We start from the raw sequence: 15,097 nt of genomic DNA, 5'->3' as shown, positions 1-15,097 counted from the left end.
CCGACATCTCGTCGCCAGACGGTTGAGGTCAGCGAGCAGACTGATTCGAAGCTTTGTGACGACAATTATGTTGCGAGCCGGCATGCTTGAACCGACAAGGCAGGGAAACTACGTGCTAGTTGGGGCAAATGGCGGCATCGGGGCACGCCGTCGCACCACTGGGGGCGCCAAACTGCAGATTTGTGCCATGAGGCGAAGATGATTCCAGCTTCGTATGTAAAGCCCCTATGTCGCACGGCAGAAGAATGACGTTGCCGAACAGAAGCGATCTGCGAAACGGTGACGCGGCGGCTGTCCGTTCCGCTTCATCAAATCACTGGCTCGACAAGCAGCGCGGGTGGTGCGACGCAACGACATGAGCTTCTTTCGCGGCAGTGTTTCGCTGGTCAACAGATCCGGCCTCACATGGCGGGGTTCGGTGTAATCGCAGCGGCGGGCCCTTAGCACGTCGGTTCTTTCATCAGGACGATATCCGATTCCCGTGACACTCCCCGATACGGTGCGAGCACGTTAGATATCCTGGCCGATCAGCTCATCCCCCTCAGCTCAGATCAATGCTCTCGAAGCTCAGATGCGAAAGCATTGGCGCGGAACCCGAGGCGGCGTGGTTGCTGAGCGTTCCAGGCTTTGGGCTGATCACCGTCAGCGCCATTTTGGCGGGAGTTCCAAACATTGGGGCTTCCGATCAGGCCGCGACTTCACGGCTCGGCTTGCCCTCGTGCCGCAACAGAACTCGAGCGGGAGCAAACAGCGGTTCGGACGCATCACCAAGATGGCCGGTCGCACCATCCGCCGGCTCCTCGTCATTAGCGCCATGTCCACGATCCGATGGTCACGCGACCGGCGGAACGTCGCTCAAACCTGGCTGGGGCGCATCATCGCTCGTAACCACATCAAACTCGCTGCGGTCCCTTGGGCGTGCAAACAACGAGCCGCTCCCAATCCCTGAGTCGGGGAACGAATCATGGTTGAAGAAGCTCGAGTAGCAAATCATCCAGGCCGTCGAACGCGCTGCACCGAACCTGTTTCCTGAAAGGAAGGCTTGCGCGCCCAACCAAATTCCTTGAAAGCCGATTGGCACCCCAATACCAAACTCGTCAGCCGCAACATTGCCGCCAGCTTGTCATCATTTTCGCGCCCTGCACCTTTCATAACGATGCAGGAGCCCTGAGATATCGGTCGTTCACGTCTCCTCGTTTGACACGAGGGGCATGTCTAAGTTTCGTTAGGGGTCAGTTTCTGCCCGACAAACTTGAAACGGGTAATGCTGTGCCGGCCGTCGACACTGACGGGCACCTCGCCCTCAATGGTCGCGCGACGAACGACGCGGCGTTGGTTCCCGTAATCCTTGGTTGCACAATGCATTGTGGCTCGGTTGTCCCAGATAGCGACATCACCCTGCTTCCACTTCCACCGCACCGTGTTTTCTTGCGCGGTGATATGAGACTCAAATAGATCGAATAGCCTCTGGCCGTCATATTTCGAGACGCCAACGAAACGTGCTACATAAACGCCGAGCACCAGCGTGCGCTCGCCGGTCTCCGGGTGGACGCGTACGACGGGATGCTCGGTCTCGATCCTCGGCCCGGTAAGGGCCTCGGAAGAAGGCCTGAGATAAGATCCGGGGAAGCTGTGAACCGCCCACAGGTCGTCGGCCAGCCGTCGCAGCGGCACCGGCAAGTCGAGATACGCGGCTGCCGTGTTTGACCACACCGTGTCGCCACCGACTGGCGGGATCACAACGCCCCGCAGCACCGAAATTTTGGGATAGGCATCCATGCAGGACCAATCGATGTGCCAAATGTCAGCATGGATATCGTTGCCTGTGGAATCAATGTCGAGGATCGGCGTCGTTCCCTCCGGATATGGCGAACGCCTCCCGAAACGAAGAGCAAAGCGCTCCTGCTCGACGTCGTCGAGATGAGCCTGGTCGCGGAAGAAGATGACCTTGTGCTCAAGCACAAGACTGTTTATCGCAGCAATGGTCTGGTCCGGCAAATCGGCCGACAGCTTGATGTTCCCGATTTCAGCGCCGATTCGCGCTGTGCATTTAATGACATCGGTACTTGGAATCACGTTATTGATAAACTCCATCTCACTCATGGTGGCATTCTCCAAAGTTGCGTCTTCTTCGTACGTGCAAACCTATTCAACTGTGACAAGAATTGTTGCACTGTAACCATAGATCAAACTTGCAATTCTGCTTTCGTGTGTCGGCTGCTCTTGAGCAGCTTAGAATGTCACTCTGGGGACCAGACAACGGAGCCAACGTTCGCTTTGTGACACATCTTCCGATGTTGTGGGACAAACGTCTCCGCCTGCCCAAGCCACCGCGGCAATAGGTGATCGCGACTGATTTCTTGTAAGAAGCGGCCGGCGCGGCCCTCGCAAGCACTTCGAAATTGGATCGGGAAGCACGGTCAGAGGCTCTCGCTGGCTCGTACTCGATCGTGATGACTTACTCATGATGTTGCCTCCTGTTCGCTGTTGGGTGGTTTTAACATGTCTCCATTTGCTGCCGCACCTATCTCTCCTGGTGGGTTGATCTCACCTGTGCGAGCCCGCCGCGACGTCTCGGCTGCAGACCGCCTGGCCGCCAAAAAGCGTAAAGCGCTGGCGCACTGCGCTTGGCGACCATTCGACTTCTCGCGCCTGTGCTCAGTTTTTGGAACCGATCTCCGCGACATGCGAAAGCCGCTGCTTGCATACAGCCTTAGGCTTGCGATGGCGTTCGGAGGAGCAGCTCTTCAGCTTCATGCGCCTGCCGGCAACCGAATGTATCGAAGGCGGTGGCTATATCGCGGTCGAATTCGCCAACAACTTTCATGGGCTTGGCGTCGACACCAATGTCATGGAATGTATGCATAGAGTGTTCAAGTAGCGTGTCGCTCAGGCCACGCTTCCGGCCTCTGCGGCGCTGCTCTGGCTTCATGGCACCGGGACCGACAAGTGAAGGTCGAAAGCTGGAAAACTGTCGGCACCCCGATCAGTCAGTGGTAGATCTCGCCGCAGAGGCGACAAATCATGTTCGCCGTCCTGAGACGGTCTGCATTTCTACGACATCGCCTGTGATTGACGGCAGTGCCATGTCGCCGACAATCCTGCTCATTCCGACAAGGAGCCAGCGCGTTCCTGTTCGCCATCCCGGCGCCGCAGTCTCCAGCTAGCCGCCATTGGGATTTGTCGTGCAGCCGTGTCCAATTGCAGACGTCTAAGTTAAAAAGCACGACACACTGCAGCGCGAGCATTCCGCAGCCTGGCGCGAGACACAGTCTTTTCTCCCTCGTTTCACAGCCTCGTCGGTGGCACGTCAATTGCATGGGCTGTGAAGGCTCAGCGTCTAAATCCGATCTGATGAACTGACGCAGCCAAACGTCAAAGGAGTAACGCATGCGGGTAGCGGTCGTTTGGAACAGTGATCATACGGGCGTGATCAACCGGTTCGGTCAGCCTCGTCCGGCGGGATACAGCCGCGAGACATTCGATAACGTGGTGGCGTCACTGCAAGAGCGCGGCCACGAGACGCTGCTGTGCGAAGGAGACAAGCGACTGCTCGCTAGGCTCGAGCGGTTCATGCCGCCCGATCGGCAAGCCTGCCCCTCGGGAATCGTTTTCAACATGGCGTACGGAATTCAGGGCGAATGCTATTATGCCCACGTTCCGGCCATGCTCGAGATGGCGGGCGTTCCCTACACCGGAGCGACCCCGCTCGGGCATGGGGTGGCGCAAGACAAGGTCATCAGCAAGACGGTCATCCGCGGTAGCGGCGTGCCAACGCCCAACTTTCGCGTCATGCGCCGCGGCACCGAGAGTACCGGCGACCTGCGATTCCCAGTTGTGGTGAAGCCGCGTCACGAAGACAACAGCTTCGGTTTGCAACTCGTGCATGAGCCCGCTCAGCTGAGGCAGGCCGTGGAAGTGATCGTCACCCAATATGCGCAGGATGCGCTTGTAGAAGAATACATCGACGGGCGCGAAATCTGTGTTGCGCTGCTTGGAAACGGAGAACTCGAGGTGTTTCCTTCGGTGGAGATCGACCTCGGCGAAGCTGGTCTTTGGACTTGGGAAGCGAAATACGTAGCGGCCTCGGCGCGGCCGCAAATTTGCCCCGCGCAAATCGGGAGCCGGCTTGAGGCAGTGCTGCGGGATATTTCAATTGCAACCTTCCGTGCTTGCCATTGCCGGGACTATGCCCGCATCGACCTCCGGGTCGATCGCTCCGGCCAGCCATTCGTCCTGGAGATAAACCCCCTGCCGTCAATCGGCACGTGCTCCTCTTATACCACAGCCGCGATGACTGCCGGACACAGCTACTCGAGCTTGATCAATCGCATCCTCGACGTCGCCCACGCACGGTACTTCGGAAACGGTGTGCCCTAGCAGCAATTTGCCAGATTTTAGCAGGGAGGACCTCCGGGAGTGCGCGCAGGGGATTTCCTGCCGAGGCCGTTGGGCTTGGTTATGACAGGGCCTGGTTTTTCCCCTGTCATGAGCCCGATCCTGCGTTTATGTGGGCCGCGAGCAGTGGGCGGCACGAGGCAGTCGGTTTGTGCCGGTAACAGTGCAACAGATCCTACAAGTAATTTCACAGAATCTTTGCGACCTAAAATCGCCGACAATGCTATTCCAAGTCTGAGGTCAGCCCGTGATACTTGAAAGCACCCGAACTGACATGCGAGCCAAACTTCCGATGATCCGGGTCTCGGCTCGTAACCGACAAATCACACTCAATGTACCTGAGGAAAGTGATATGGCGATCCAAAATACTACCCGTGGTACCGGCCTCCCAGGAAGCACGGCAAGCGTGTCGACTCGAGAACTTCTCGAAGCGGCCGCCGATGAAGTGTGGAAGCCATACATGTGTCACCAGACGTTCGACGGCGCAGATTCACCCCAGATTATCGCCGACGACGGGCAGCACCCAACAGTTCACTCCACCGACGCTCTTTGTTGCGGCACATTCGGCGAGCTGCTGCAAGGCCAGTTGCCAGTCGGCTCCTGTCCCGGGGACCCCAACTTCTTGATCACGATGCCCATAGCTCTCTTTGCGCGCGCCCACTTCATGCCGATTGCGGGCACACGATCTGTCGCCGTCTATCCGCCACACAAACTGAAAGCGAGACGACTGGCTGAGAATCTCGTGATTGCGCTCGGCGCCTCAGGAGGAGTCCTCCTCTTGGAATCCGAGCTCCCCGAAGGCAAAGGGCTTGCGAGTTCATCTGCGGATCTTGTTGCGACTGCAAGGTCAATCGCCTGCTGCTTCAAGCTTAGACTCCGGACATCGTTCATCGAGAAGCTAATGGCAGAGATCGAGCCATCGGACGGGGTGATGTACCCGGGAGTGGTCGCATATCAGCAGCGACCATGTACCCTTCTCAGCTTCCTCGGCCAAATGCCGCCGCTTGCAATTGTTGGCATCGACGAAGGAGGGACGGTTGAAACGGTCGCCTATGATCAACGGCGGGGTGAAATCTCCGCCAGTGACAGAGCAGAATATCATCGATTACTCGACCGCGCACGGATAGCAATTCCACGTGGCGACGTGGCTACGATAGGCAGAATAGCGACGGCCAGTGCGCTCCTGCATCAGGAGCGGGCTCCAAAGGAGCATCTGGCCACGATACTGAAAGCATCCGAGGCCACTGACGCTCTCGGGGTAATAGTCGCGCACAGCGGCACAATGATCGGAATCTTGCTTGATCGAGTGGCGGCTGACTTTCCACGGAAGCTTCGGTCCGTGCTCGCCCATGTATCGCCGATCGACAACTCGCCAAAAATGTATCTGAGCATGACTGGCTGCCGGTGAGGTAAGCAATATGGACCCTGTTCGAAAATGTCTGCCATTCTCCGGCTATTCTGATGCCTATGCTCTCCCCAAAATTATTAGATGTGAGACAAACCTTTACCTTGCGCAGTTCGCGTTCATGAAGCTTCTTCCTGCGAAGTACATCATTGAGCAAGCGCTCGCTCGAGGTCATTTGACGCATGGCATGAAAGTTCTCGAGACCTCCAGCGGAACCTTTGCACTGGGTTTGGCGGTAGTTTGCCGAGAACGTGGATTCCAACTCGAAATCTTCACAGACCCAGTGATGGATAAAGGCCTGGAGAACAGGTTGAGCTCTCTGGGAGCAAAAGTCTTCATAATAACTGATAAGGCCAAACAGGGTGGCTATCAAAGGAGCCGACTCGATGCATTGCAGGCTAGGATGAGACAGTTGGGAAAGTCCTGCTTCTGGCCCCGACAATACGAAACAACAGACAATCCGGCAGCCTACAAGCTCTTCGCCGATCAAATAACGGGGATGTTGGGCGCCGACATAACTTTGGTCGGTTCCGTGGGATCAGGCGGCTCTACTTGCGGAACGATAGAGCACCTCCGCCAAAGAGCCCCTGGCGCGCGCCTGATCGGAGTGGACACCTTCAATAGCGTTATTTTTGGCCAACAGGATGGCGAACGGAAACTGCGGGGGCTGGGGAACAGTCTTGTCCCCAAGAACGTAAAGCATGACCTGTATGACGAGGTACATCTCATCTCGGCTCCACTAGCATTTGCTGCGACCCGGACCCTTCATGAGCGGCACGCCGTTTTCGCCGGCCCGACTTCCGGAGCGAGCTACATCGTGGGGCGCTGGCGCGCTCGGCAATATCCAGAAGAGACAATGGTAGTCATCTGTCCTGATGAAGGCCACCGCTACGCTGAAGCCGTATACGACCACAACTGGCTCAAGCAGAACGAATGTTTGAACGAAAGTGTTCTGTTGGATGCGCCGGCAACCGAAAACCACCTCTCGACCGCCCTCCCACCATGGAACCGATATCGTTGGAATCGGAGAAGTCTGGAAGCTGTCTTGAACGCGCTGGAGCAGGCTCCATGATGAACCGAGGTAGCTTCCTTTTCGTGGAAAGCAACACGACAGGCACTGGCGAACTATTGGTGAAGCGGGCCCGCGCACTGGGCTTTGAGCCCTATCTCGTTACACGCAATCCCGCGCGCTATCCGTTTCTCACGGACTCCGGCGCTCAAGTGATCGAAGCTGAAACACGTAGTCAGGATGAACTCGTCGGGGTGGCCGCGAAATTAAGAAGGCTGACAGGAATATATTCGTCATCAGATTATTTTGTGGAAGCAGCATCAACTGTCGCCGGGGCGATCGGACTACCGGCCGCGAATCCGGAGGCTATAGCGACCTGCCGCAACAAATGGAAGCAAGCTACCGAGTTGCAGCGACATTCAATCGCGATTCCTGAAACTCGGCTGGCCACGTCCGTCAGAGACGTTGAGAACATTCTTGCCCAGGCTGCGCTGCCCGTCGTCGTAAAGCCGGTCTCCGGAAGCGGCAGTAGCGGTGTGAGGTTGTGCAACAATGCAACAACCGCCATTAAAGCGTTTGAGAGTGCAAACAACGTATTGCTAGATCAAGTGGATTTGCGCAGTCCGGACGTCCTCATCCAACAATATATAGAGGGCAAGGAATACTCTGCAGAGATAATTGCGTATGACGGGACGCTGCATTGCCTTGGAATTCTCGCCAAGCACAAAGGCCCGCCTCCTTGCTTCGTTGAGGTGGGGCACGACTTCCCGGCTCCGCTCTCAGAACGGTCGCTCCGGGAATTGTCCTCTTTTGCAGCTAGCGCTGTATCGGCTGTCGGCCTCGAGTTCGGACCAGCTCATGTAGAGTTCGTGATAGCGGACTCAGGCCCCGTCATCATTGAGGTCAATCCCAGGCTGGCTGGAGGAATGATTCCAGTCATGCTCTCGCACACATTGGGTACCTCAATCCTGGACATGGTAATCGAACTTTACGCGGGAGAAGCATTCACGCCTCCACGGGCGAGCGCAAGGGCGGGAGCCATCCGCTTCCGACTTGCTCACACGTCCGGGAAGCTCAAACGCCTGACCTTTTCTCGAAATGCAGAGCCGACAGTGCCGGAAGCGGGTCTTCTGAAATCGCAGGGGGAGGGAATTCAACTAAATGGCGACTTTAGAGACCGGGTAGGCTACGCTATAGGCGTCGCGGATGAACTCAATTCCGCCGCCGCGGCAGCTCAACGGATGATCGACTCCATTGTAGTCAGCATTGAGGCAGTTACTGCCGAATCCGACGAGAACAAGATCGCTGGGTCAAGCGAAGGCAGGTGGAGCCTACATCCCGAAGCGATGAAGCTACTAGCTCCGCCTATCGAAATCTCGCGGCACGGTCGGCTTCTGCGGTACCAAGCGACCATAGACGAAGCGCATCTGGTGATGCTTGCCGACCAGCGCTTGATCGGTCAGACAGCCGCAGCCGATCTCCTAAAGCACGTGGTGGAGCTCCAGAATGAGGGCTTTCAGTCTTTGGAGGGCCGCGATGCTCCCCGCGGCCTCTACCTTGCCTACGAGGCTGAACTGGTTGCCAGAGCTGGCCCGGAAAAGGCCGGCTGGCTACACCTTGCGAGATCCCGTAACGACTTGAACGCGACCATTTCTCTCCTGGTCCTTCGGGAAGCTGCGTGTTCCATCTCGCAACAGATAGGAACTGCACAAGACGCCCTGCTTCAGCGAGTGGAAGAAGCATCGAGCCTTGTGGCTCCATTGTACAGTCAGTACCAGATCGCACTCCCCGGTTCGCCAGGGCACTACCTGCTCGGCGTTTTCTTCGCTCTAGGGCGCGAGCGCCAGCGCCTCCATTGTCTGTTGGAAGACATCAGGAACTGCCCGATGGGAGCAGGCGCCGGGGGCGGCACCAGCATGCCCATAGATCCCCTGAAAACCGCAAATCTTCTGGGTTTCGAACTACCGCCGTTCAACTCACTTGATGCGGTCGCAAGCCGCGATCATCACCTGCAAGGGCTTTCAGTGTTCGCTGGCGTTTCAATCTTGCTCAGCCGTGTGGCCCAGGATCTGCAGGTTTGGACGACACGGGAGTTCGCTCTCATCGACATTCCTGACAATCTCGCCGGCGGCTCGTCTATGCTGCCGCAAAAGAAGAACCCGTTTCTGCTGGAACACATCAAGGGGTCGTCAAGCACCGTGATCGGTGCATACGTTTCTGCGGCAACAGCCACCTGCAAATCGCCTTTCAGCAATTCGATCGAAGCGAGCAACTACGGGAGCTCTCCAATAGGTGTTGCAGAAGAGGCCCTGAAGAGGGCCATCATCCTCACGTCGCTTATCGTGAGGTACGTGTCATTCAACGTCAAGTCGATGCGTGAAAATCTGGAAGACGGCTCGCCGATGACGGCCGTCGCCGCCGAAAGAATGGCGTCGCAAGGCGTACCTTTCAGGGAGGCCCATACCTTCATTGGCGAGATCAACGCACGCCTGTCTCAGGATAGTTCCGTCGCGGAGCGCCGAAGCGAGCTGGCCAGGCAACTCGGTAGTGCGTTACCGGCGAGTCCTGAAGAATGCAGGGACGCTCTGCAGTTCGGAGGAGGACCTGGGGAAAATTCAACTGACAACCAGATTTCTGCAGCAAAAACGCTTTTTCGGGACATGCAGCTAAAATGCGCGGGCATACGGGAACGCTGGGCGCAAGCTGAGATGCGCCGCAAACAGAGGGTGAAAGAACTCATTGATGGACACCCGGCTGGCTGAAGGCATCTATCTTGGGACAGGGTCAAACTGTATGGCGCCTTGAATTCCTGACGTCACCGCCGATTTCGAGCAGAAGAAAGCGATGAAGTTATTATGCCTTGTTCTGAACCATGCGGCTCGTCAAGGAGAGCCTTGACAGGCTGCTGCAAAAGTCGCGTTTGAGTTTGTTTGTGATTCACTTTCGTTTGCCAAAAGGCCGGCTTCTGCGTCCTTGGCCGGGGCATCGCGCGCAGCGCCGGCACGACGGGCTTGCGGTCCTTCCACGACACGAACTCGAGCGAATGACGGATCAGATGCACCGGCACCATGTGGGCCAGCCTCCTCCCTGCAAGATTTCGTTCAGTGGTTTTATCCCATCGCTTGCCAGCATATTTCCGGCCTCTGATTGCGGTCACACATGGCCGCGGGCCAAGATGGTTTCCGCAACGCGAGTTCCAAACAAGCCTTGCTGAGGTATGCTGAAGGGCTGCAAGTCCTAGTGCAAGCACGAGGAGTAGCCCCGTGACGAAGAGTTGTGTGCGTCAAGTTCTGCAAAATGGCTTGGCTGTGACGTGGTGCGTCCGCCGCGCAGCCCCGTGTAGCGGATGGCGGGCGCACCGGCCGCTTCAGGCGGCCAATGCCTTCAGATTCTCCTTCTTGTCCTCGCGCAGATGCTCCATGTTGAGATAGCGGGGTCGCCTCGAGCCAGGTCTCATGGATCTCCACCGTCAGCCCCCGCACCAGCCGCAGACAGCTATGCGGATTGGGAAGAGCGCACGACCAGTGTGCGCCGCTTGACTCTCCTGGTCCAGCCGCTCCAGCAGGTTCTCGACTTCATGTGCTTGTGATGGGGAAGCGGCAGCCGATAGAAGCTCAGCGTCTCCTCGATGTTGTCTTCACACCCAGTTCACCAGCCTTGGGTACTTGGCCTGCCAATTTGGCGATCCATTGCGCCAGATCGCGCTTGACCTCGGCAAGATCGCGCCGGTCCTACCATCCGAGTTCCATCAGGCAATCGTCGCCGACCTTGCGCGGCAGATAATCGAGCTCGTTCCTGAGGAAATGGGCGTTATGCCGACATCGGCATAACGTCCATTATTATGCCGACCTTGGGGGTGAGTGTCGGCTTCGGAGGCGGTGATCGCTGCGATGGGGTCCGCATAATCAGAGCGCCTCGAGGAAAGCGAGAAGCTTGTCGGGCGATCTGTAGCGTCCTGGCGCCGTGTTGGCCGGCGTGGTTTTCGCCAGGGTGCGCTCTTTAAGCTCCAGATCGGCGTGCAAATAGATGTGGGTGGTCTCGATCTGTTCGTGGCCGCGCCACAGCGCGATCACCGAGGTGTCGACGCCGGCACGCAGTAGTCGCATTGCTGCGGTATGACGCAAGACGTTTAGTGTGACCCTTTTCCGCTGCAGCGACGGACAGTCTCTGGCAGCGATTTCGACATACTTCCCGAGCCGATACTCAAGAGCGTCGGGGCTGATCCTCCTGCCGGTCTGTGTGGGGAAGAGAGGATCTCGGCCGGCTGCCCGGCACGTTCGGCCAGCCAGACGCGCAGCACGGCGGCCATGTTGGAAGTGAGGGGTGTGATCCGCTGCTTTCGTCCCTTTCCCAGACAGCTGACGTGAGCGCCGGAACCGAGATGGACATCGGCGCAGTGAAGGCTGATCGGTCCGGACGCCCGCAGGCCGGTTTGGGTGGCGAGCCCGAGCAAGACGTAGTCGCGCCGCCCGGTCCAGGTCGACCGCATGGGGCGGACAGCAACGCGTCGACTTCCTCCGTCAGGAATGTCACAAGCCTTCGCTCAAAGCGCTTCGGCGGAATCGCGCGCATCCGTTCGATCGTCGCGGCATGCTCGGGGTGACGAAGGGCGGCGAATCGGAACAACGATCGGATTGCGGCAAGCCGCGCATTCCGGGTCCGTGCGCTGTTGCCCCGATGACGCTCGAGGTGGTCGAGGAAGTCGCCGACACAAGCGGCATCGAGTTCATTGAACTCCAGCCTGGAAGGTTCTGTGCCATGCCGTGCGGCGGCGAAGACCAGCATCAGCCGCAGGGTGTCCTGATAGGCGGCGAGCGTGTGCGGGCTGGCTTGCCGCTGTCGGATCAGGCGCTCGGTGAAGAACGCCTGCAAGGTCGCGCTGAGGGCGGTCATGCGCCGCCTCCAATCCGTCGTTCCAGACGATCACCGGCCAGTTGCAGCAATTCCGGGGCCGCCGAGAGATACCAGTACGTCTTGCTCGGATCGATGTGACCGAGATAAGTCGACAGCAGGGCAAGCCGGCGCCCCGGGTCGCCGCCGTCGCGATAAGCATCAAGAAGCGTGCGAACGGCAAACGCGTGCCGCAGGTCGTGGAGCCGTGGTCGGCAACCCGCTGAGCGCGGAGCGATGCCGACGCGACAGACGAGCTTCTGGAACGTGTTTTGAATGTTCACATAGAGCAGCCTAGTGCCGGCCGGCGAGACGAACAGGGCGGGCGTGTTCGGCGGCCGGCGGGGTCGATCGCGCCGGCGCAGATAATTGCCGAGAGCAACAGTGCTCGGATGTAACGCCAACTCGCGGGATGTTCCGGACTTTCCGTGCCGAATGGTGAGGGCTCCACCGACCGCATCGAAGTCCTCACGGTCAAGGCCGATCGCTTCTCCAACCCGCATTCCGGTCACGGCCAGCAAGCCGATCAGGGTCCGGTAGGTTGCTTCCCGATGCGGCGTGCGCAAGGCCGCGGTTGCCGTCATCAAGGCGATGACGTCCTCCTGCGAATAGAGGTAGGGCGTCGCTCGGCAAGATCGCCCCGGCAGCACATCCCACGGCGGTACCTCGGTTGCCGGCTCGATCCCGCGCAGATGGGTCGCAAAGCGGCGAACGACGGAAAGTCGCGCCGACATCCAGCTTCGATCGGCGCCTGCCGGCAGCATCGCCCAAGCGAGGGCAGTCTTGGTGGTCAGGTGGTCTTCGCCCTGCGCCCCGAGATAGGTGAGGAACCGGGCAAGAAGCTTCTCGGACCGAACAAGCGTGTAGCCGAGGGCGCGACGCATGGCCAGGTAATCGGCCAGGGTTTGGCGAAGGGCGCTCATCAGGCAACCTCTCCCGGCCAGGGGCGGGCGATCGTTCGGAGGGCTTAGCGATCAACCTTGACATAGATCGCCGTTGTCAGCGCGCGGCGATGACGCATGACCTGCCCGACCTCCGGTAGCGACGCTCCGGCGCGCGACATCGCCGACGCCGCCGTATGGCGCAGACGGTGGGCGTAGATCTGGCCGAGCCCGGCGCGGCAACCGGCGGCGGCCACGATTTGCGACACGCCAGCGCTTGTGAGGGCATTATGGGGCGCCCTGACGCGCACAAATACTGTCCGGACCTGGGCGGTCCGGGGACGGCCGTAGCGCAGATAGGCCGCCACCGCTTCGCCGACATCGGCCGGCTAGGGAAGGCATTGGATGCAGCTTCCTTTGCCCCGTACGAGAATCTCACCGGTCCCCCAATCCAGGTCGTCAAGTTGAGCTTGGCGACTTCCCCCGCCCGCAAGCCGAGACGAACCAACATGGTCAGGACCGCGAAGTCGCGGCAGCCGTTCGACGTATCGCGGCCGCAGGACGTCAGCAGGCGCTGAACCTGGTCGCAATCCAGTCCCTTTGGCAACCCAGCCAATCGCCGACCGGCGACCGAGGGCACGCAAGCGGCAAGAGATCGCGCGATGTGATCCTCGACATGAAGGAATGTGAGCAGCGATCGCAGCGCCGTTACAGTCAGGCTTGCCGCGCCGCGGCTCAGCTGAGGGCAACGTGCCACGACAAAGGTGACGACGTCGGTCGCGGCCAAATCCGCAAGGTCCAGGGCACGCCCGTAGGACGACAATCGATGACGCAGAAAGGGGCGCACCATCCGGGCATAGACATCGGCGGTCGCTTCCCCAAACCGCGCTCAATCGCCAGATAGCGTTGGTATCGTCTCCGTCAGGCCGCCAGTGATTATGCCGACACCATCGCAGCGATCACCGCCTCCGAAGCCGACACCCACCCTCAAGATCGGCATAATCCGGACATCGGCATAATGCACATAGCAGCGCTGCCAGACGGCCTCGGGCAGCACTTCCTGGATCGCCGCCCTGAGCCCCGGATGATCATCAAAGACGACGACCTCGACGCCGGCGAGCCCGCGCTGCTTGAGCCCGGCCGCGAATTCGCGTCAGCTCGAATGGCTCTTCCCGGTTGGCCAGATCCACGCCCAGAACCTGGCGCCGGCCCTCTTAGGCCACCCCGATCGCCACCAGCACCGCCTGGCTGGCGATCACGCCGGCCTCGCGCGCCCGCACGTAGCGCGCATCCAAAATAAGATACGGATACCATTCCTTGAGCAGCTGCTCAAAGAACGCCTTCAGCGCTTCATCCAACCGCACCGTCGCCGCACTCACCGCCTCGCCTGAGAGGGCGTGATCGCACAGTTCCTCGGTGATCGCCGTCACCTTACGCGTCGACACCCCTTGCACATACATCTCGACCAGCGCCGACACCAATGCCTTTTCCGAGCGCTTCTAGCGCTCAAACAGCTCCGTCGAGAACCGGTCCGTCCGATCCTGCGAAACCCGCAGCTCCAGCACGCCAACCCGCGTCACAAGCCGGCGTTCGTAGTAGCCGGACCGGTAGCCGACCCGCTCAGCGGTCCGCTCGCCCTTCTCAGCTCCCAGCGCAGCCATCATCTCGGCTTCCTGGATCTCCTGCACCACACTCTGCAAAACTCGCCAAAGCCGTTCGCGTCCGACAACAGCAGCGTTTTCAACTCTGTCCGCTCAGCTTAACTTCTCGCTTGGTCATGGCACTTCCCTTCCGGGGGATCGGTGAATCGCAACGTCACCAGCGTGCCATGGCCGCCCCCACGCTCAGAGCAGCGACAGTTCTCTCTTCAGAACTTTTTCAAAACCTTCAGGACACTATCTAACGAAGCATCAGATTGGGCTGGATCACCCCGGTCGAGCGGCGTCGCCGCCGGTCCCGGGAGAGCAGTAGCGGCTGGTCGGGGCGACTTTTGAGCCGGCCCGTGTTTCGGAGCTTGCGCGAACCCTGCGCGATCTGAAGGAGATGGTCGAGCGTGGCATCCGCTTCCATCATTCGACAATGCACCTTTGGGCTGTCCCTTTCTAGGCCCTACACCGGTGGGCATCAACCGGCGCAAGCGCGCGGCTTCGAACAAGTGGCGTGTCGACAACACCAAAATCGAGGTGCGTGGCCCGACAAAGCTGTTACAAAGCGGACAGGCAGAAGCGGACGCCAAAAGCCGATGAATTGGATTGAGACCGTTTTTTGAGTTGGCACACCTCTTGCGCCTTGAACTGCAACGTTCACATAGCAACGGAGCCGTTCAATGTCCTTATTGACAATTTTATAGAGAGGTTATCCTTTCGAACCAGTTGCTTGCGTAGGCACGGGCCTCTGCAAGAGACATTAATCCCCTGTCTTTAGCGGCCAGAGTGCCCGTTCAGTTAATCTGCGCTCATTTCTCTTGCGAGTCGGTTTTTGCTCGCTTGGCGAGACGCACGTTCACGAGTGATC

Annotated in this window: 11 protein-coding genes and 5 pseudogenes; 6 read left to right on the top strand and 10 right to left on the bottom strand. The window is 59.0% G+C overall.

The window, feature by feature from the left end; translation table 11 throughout:
• Window positions 1-571: 571 nt before the first annotated feature.
• Complete coding sequence (locus tag AC0L2C_RS31570) at window positions 572-949, top strand: transposase (protein ID WP_473525271.1); 378 nt, start codon at window positions 572-574, stop codon at window positions 947-949.
• Between the two features lie 266 nt (window positions 950-1,215).
• Here the strand turns inward: AC0L2C_RS31570 and AC0L2C_RS31565 are convergent, their stop codons facing one another.
• Window positions 1,216-2,103, bottom strand: coding sequence for a TauD/TfdA dioxygenase family protein (locus AC0L2C_RS31565; RefSeq protein ID WP_473525270.1), 888 nt, complete (start codon window positions 2,101-2,103; stop codon window positions 1,216-1,218).
• Window positions 2,104-2,770: 667 nt separating this feature from the next.
• On the opposite strand from AC0L2C_RS31565, the pseudogene AC0L2C_RS31560 reads away from it, so the two are divergent.
• The 5 genes and pseudogenes from AC0L2C_RS31560 to AC0L2C_RS31540 all read left to right on the top strand — a co-directional run.
• Window positions 2,771-2,881 (top strand): annotated as a pseudogene (locus tag AC0L2C_RS31560) (NAD-binding protein); the annotation flags it as partial.
• Window positions 2,882-3,390: 509 nt separating this feature from the next.
• On the top strand, window positions 3,391-4,380 hold the full coding sequence (locus AC0L2C_RS31555; RefSeq protein ID WP_473525269.1) for a D-alanine--D-alanine ligase family protein: 990 nt from the start codon (window positions 3,391-3,393) through the stop codon (window positions 4,378-4,380).
• 370 nt (window positions 4,381-4,750) lie between these two features.
• Window positions 4,751-5,806 (top strand): GHMP family kinase ATP-binding protein, encoded by a 1,056-nt coding sequence (locus tag AC0L2C_RS31550; protein ID WP_473525268.1) that lies wholly within the window; start codon window positions 4,751-4,753, stop codon window positions 5,804-5,806.
• A 10-nt stretch (window positions 5,807-5,816) separates the two neighbouring features.
• Window positions 5,817-6,875 (top strand): cysteine synthase family protein, encoded by a 1,059-nt coding sequence (locus tag AC0L2C_RS31545; protein ID WP_473525267.1) that lies wholly within the window; start codon window positions 5,817-5,819, stop codon window positions 6,873-6,875.
• Window positions 6,872-9,574, top strand: a complete 2,703-nt coding sequence (locus tag AC0L2C_RS31540) for a lyase family protein (protein WP_473525266.1) — start codon at window positions 6,872-6,874, stop codon at window positions 9,572-9,574. Before AC0L2C_RS31545 ends, AC0L2C_RS31540 begins: the two co-directional genes overlap by 4 nt.
• A gap of 177 nt (window positions 9,575-9,751) precedes the next feature.
• Here the strand turns inward: AC0L2C_RS31540 and AC0L2C_RS31535 are convergent.
• From AC0L2C_RS31535 to AC0L2C_RS31495, 9 genes and pseudogenes are all read right to left on the bottom strand, one after another.
• Window positions 9,752-9,873: pseudogene (locus AC0L2C_RS31535) on the bottom strand (IS256 family transposase); the annotation flags it as partial.
• A gap of 306 nt (window positions 9,874-10,179) precedes the next feature.
• Window positions 10,180-10,618: pseudogene (locus tag AC0L2C_RS31530) on the bottom strand (transposase); the annotation flags it as partial.
• A 99-nt stretch (window positions 10,619-10,717) separates the two neighbouring features.
• The gene (locus AC0L2C_RS31525; protein WP_473525287.1) at window positions 10,718-11,035 is read right to left on the bottom strand and encodes a tyrosine-type recombinase/integrase; all 318 of its coding nucleotides are present in this window, start codon (window positions 11,033-11,035) and stop codon (window positions 10,718-10,720) included.
• Window positions 10,942-11,301 carry a tyrosine-type recombinase/integrase gene (locus tag AC0L2C_RS31520; protein ID WP_473525286.1) on the bottom strand — a complete coding sequence of 120 codons (360 nt, stop codon included), beginning with the start codon at window positions 11,299-11,301 and terminating at the stop codon, window positions 10,942-10,944. The genes AC0L2C_RS31525 and AC0L2C_RS31520 overlap by 94 nt, the downstream gene beginning before the upstream one ends.
• 173 nt (window positions 11,302-11,474) lie before the next feature.
• Window positions 11,475-11,705, bottom strand: a pseudogene (locus AC0L2C_RS31515) (site-specific integrase); the annotation flags it as partial.
• Window positions 11,702-12,625, bottom strand: a complete 924-nt coding sequence (locus AC0L2C_RS31510) for a tyrosine-type recombinase/integrase (protein ID WP_473525265.1) — start codon at window positions 12,623-12,625, stop codon at window positions 11,702-11,704. The pseudogene AC0L2C_RS31515 and the gene AC0L2C_RS31510, both read right to left, overlap by 4 nt.
• Before the next feature lie 44 nt (window positions 12,626-12,669).
• The gene (locus tag AC0L2C_RS31505) at window positions 12,670-12,894 is read right to left on the bottom strand and encodes a tyrosine-type recombinase/integrase (RefSeq protein WP_473525285.1); all 225 of its coding nucleotides are present in this window, start codon (window positions 12,892-12,894) and stop codon (window positions 12,670-12,672) included.
• 704 nt (window positions 12,895-13,598) lie between these two features.
• A pseudogene (locus AC0L2C_RS31500) lies at window positions 13,599-14,362 on the bottom strand (IS256 family transposase); the annotation flags it as partial.
• 120 nt (window positions 14,363-14,482) lie between these two features.
• The gene (locus tag AC0L2C_RS31495; protein ID WP_473525264.1) at window positions 14,483-14,656 is read right to left on the bottom strand and encodes a hypothetical protein; all 174 of its coding nucleotides are present in this window, start codon (window positions 14,654-14,656) and stop codon (window positions 14,483-14,485) included.
• Window positions 14,657-15,097 lie beyond the last annotated feature (441 nt).

Source organism: Mesorhizobium sp. WSM4845, from assembly GCF_055811455.1.
This window is presented reverse-complemented; position numbering and strand designations above follow the sequence as displayed.

Excerpts from the sequence above, each read along its gene's own strand:
- AC0L2C_RS31570 (WP_473525271.1), top strand. The coding sequence starts at position 572 with ATGCGAAAGCATTGGCGCGGAACCCGAGGCGGCGTGGTTGCTGAGCGT.
- AC0L2C_RS31565 (WP_473525270.1), bottom strand. The coding sequence starts at position 2,103 with ATGAGTGAGATGGAGTTTATCAATAACGTGATTCCAAGTACCGATGTC.
- AC0L2C_RS31555 (WP_473525269.1), top strand. The coding sequence starts at position 3,391 with ATGCGGGTAGCGGTCGTTTGGAACAGTGATCATACGGGCGTGATCAAC.
- AC0L2C_RS31550 (WP_473525268.1), top strand. The coding sequence starts at position 4,751 with ATGGCGATCCAAAATACTACCCGTGGTACCGGCCTCCCAGGAAGCACG.
- AC0L2C_RS31545 (WP_473525267.1), top strand. The coding sequence starts at position 5,817 with ATGGACCCTGTTCGAAAATGTCTGCCATTCTCCGGCTATTCTGATGCC.
- AC0L2C_RS31540 (WP_473525266.1), top strand. The coding sequence starts at position 6,872 with ATGATGAACCGAGGTAGCTTCCTTTTCGTGGAAAGCAACACGACAGGC.
- AC0L2C_RS31520 (WP_473525286.1), bottom strand. The coding sequence starts at position 11,301 with ATGCGGTCGACCTGGACCGGGCGGCGCGACTACGTCTTGCTCGGGCTC.
- AC0L2C_RS31510 (WP_473525265.1), bottom strand. The coding sequence starts at position 12,625 with ATGAGCGCCCTTCGCCAAACCCTGGCCGATTACCTGGCCATGCGTCGC.
- AC0L2C_RS31495 (WP_473525264.1), bottom strand. The coding sequence starts at position 14,656 with ATGATGGAAGCGGATGCCACGCTCGACCATCTCCTTCAGATCGCGCAG.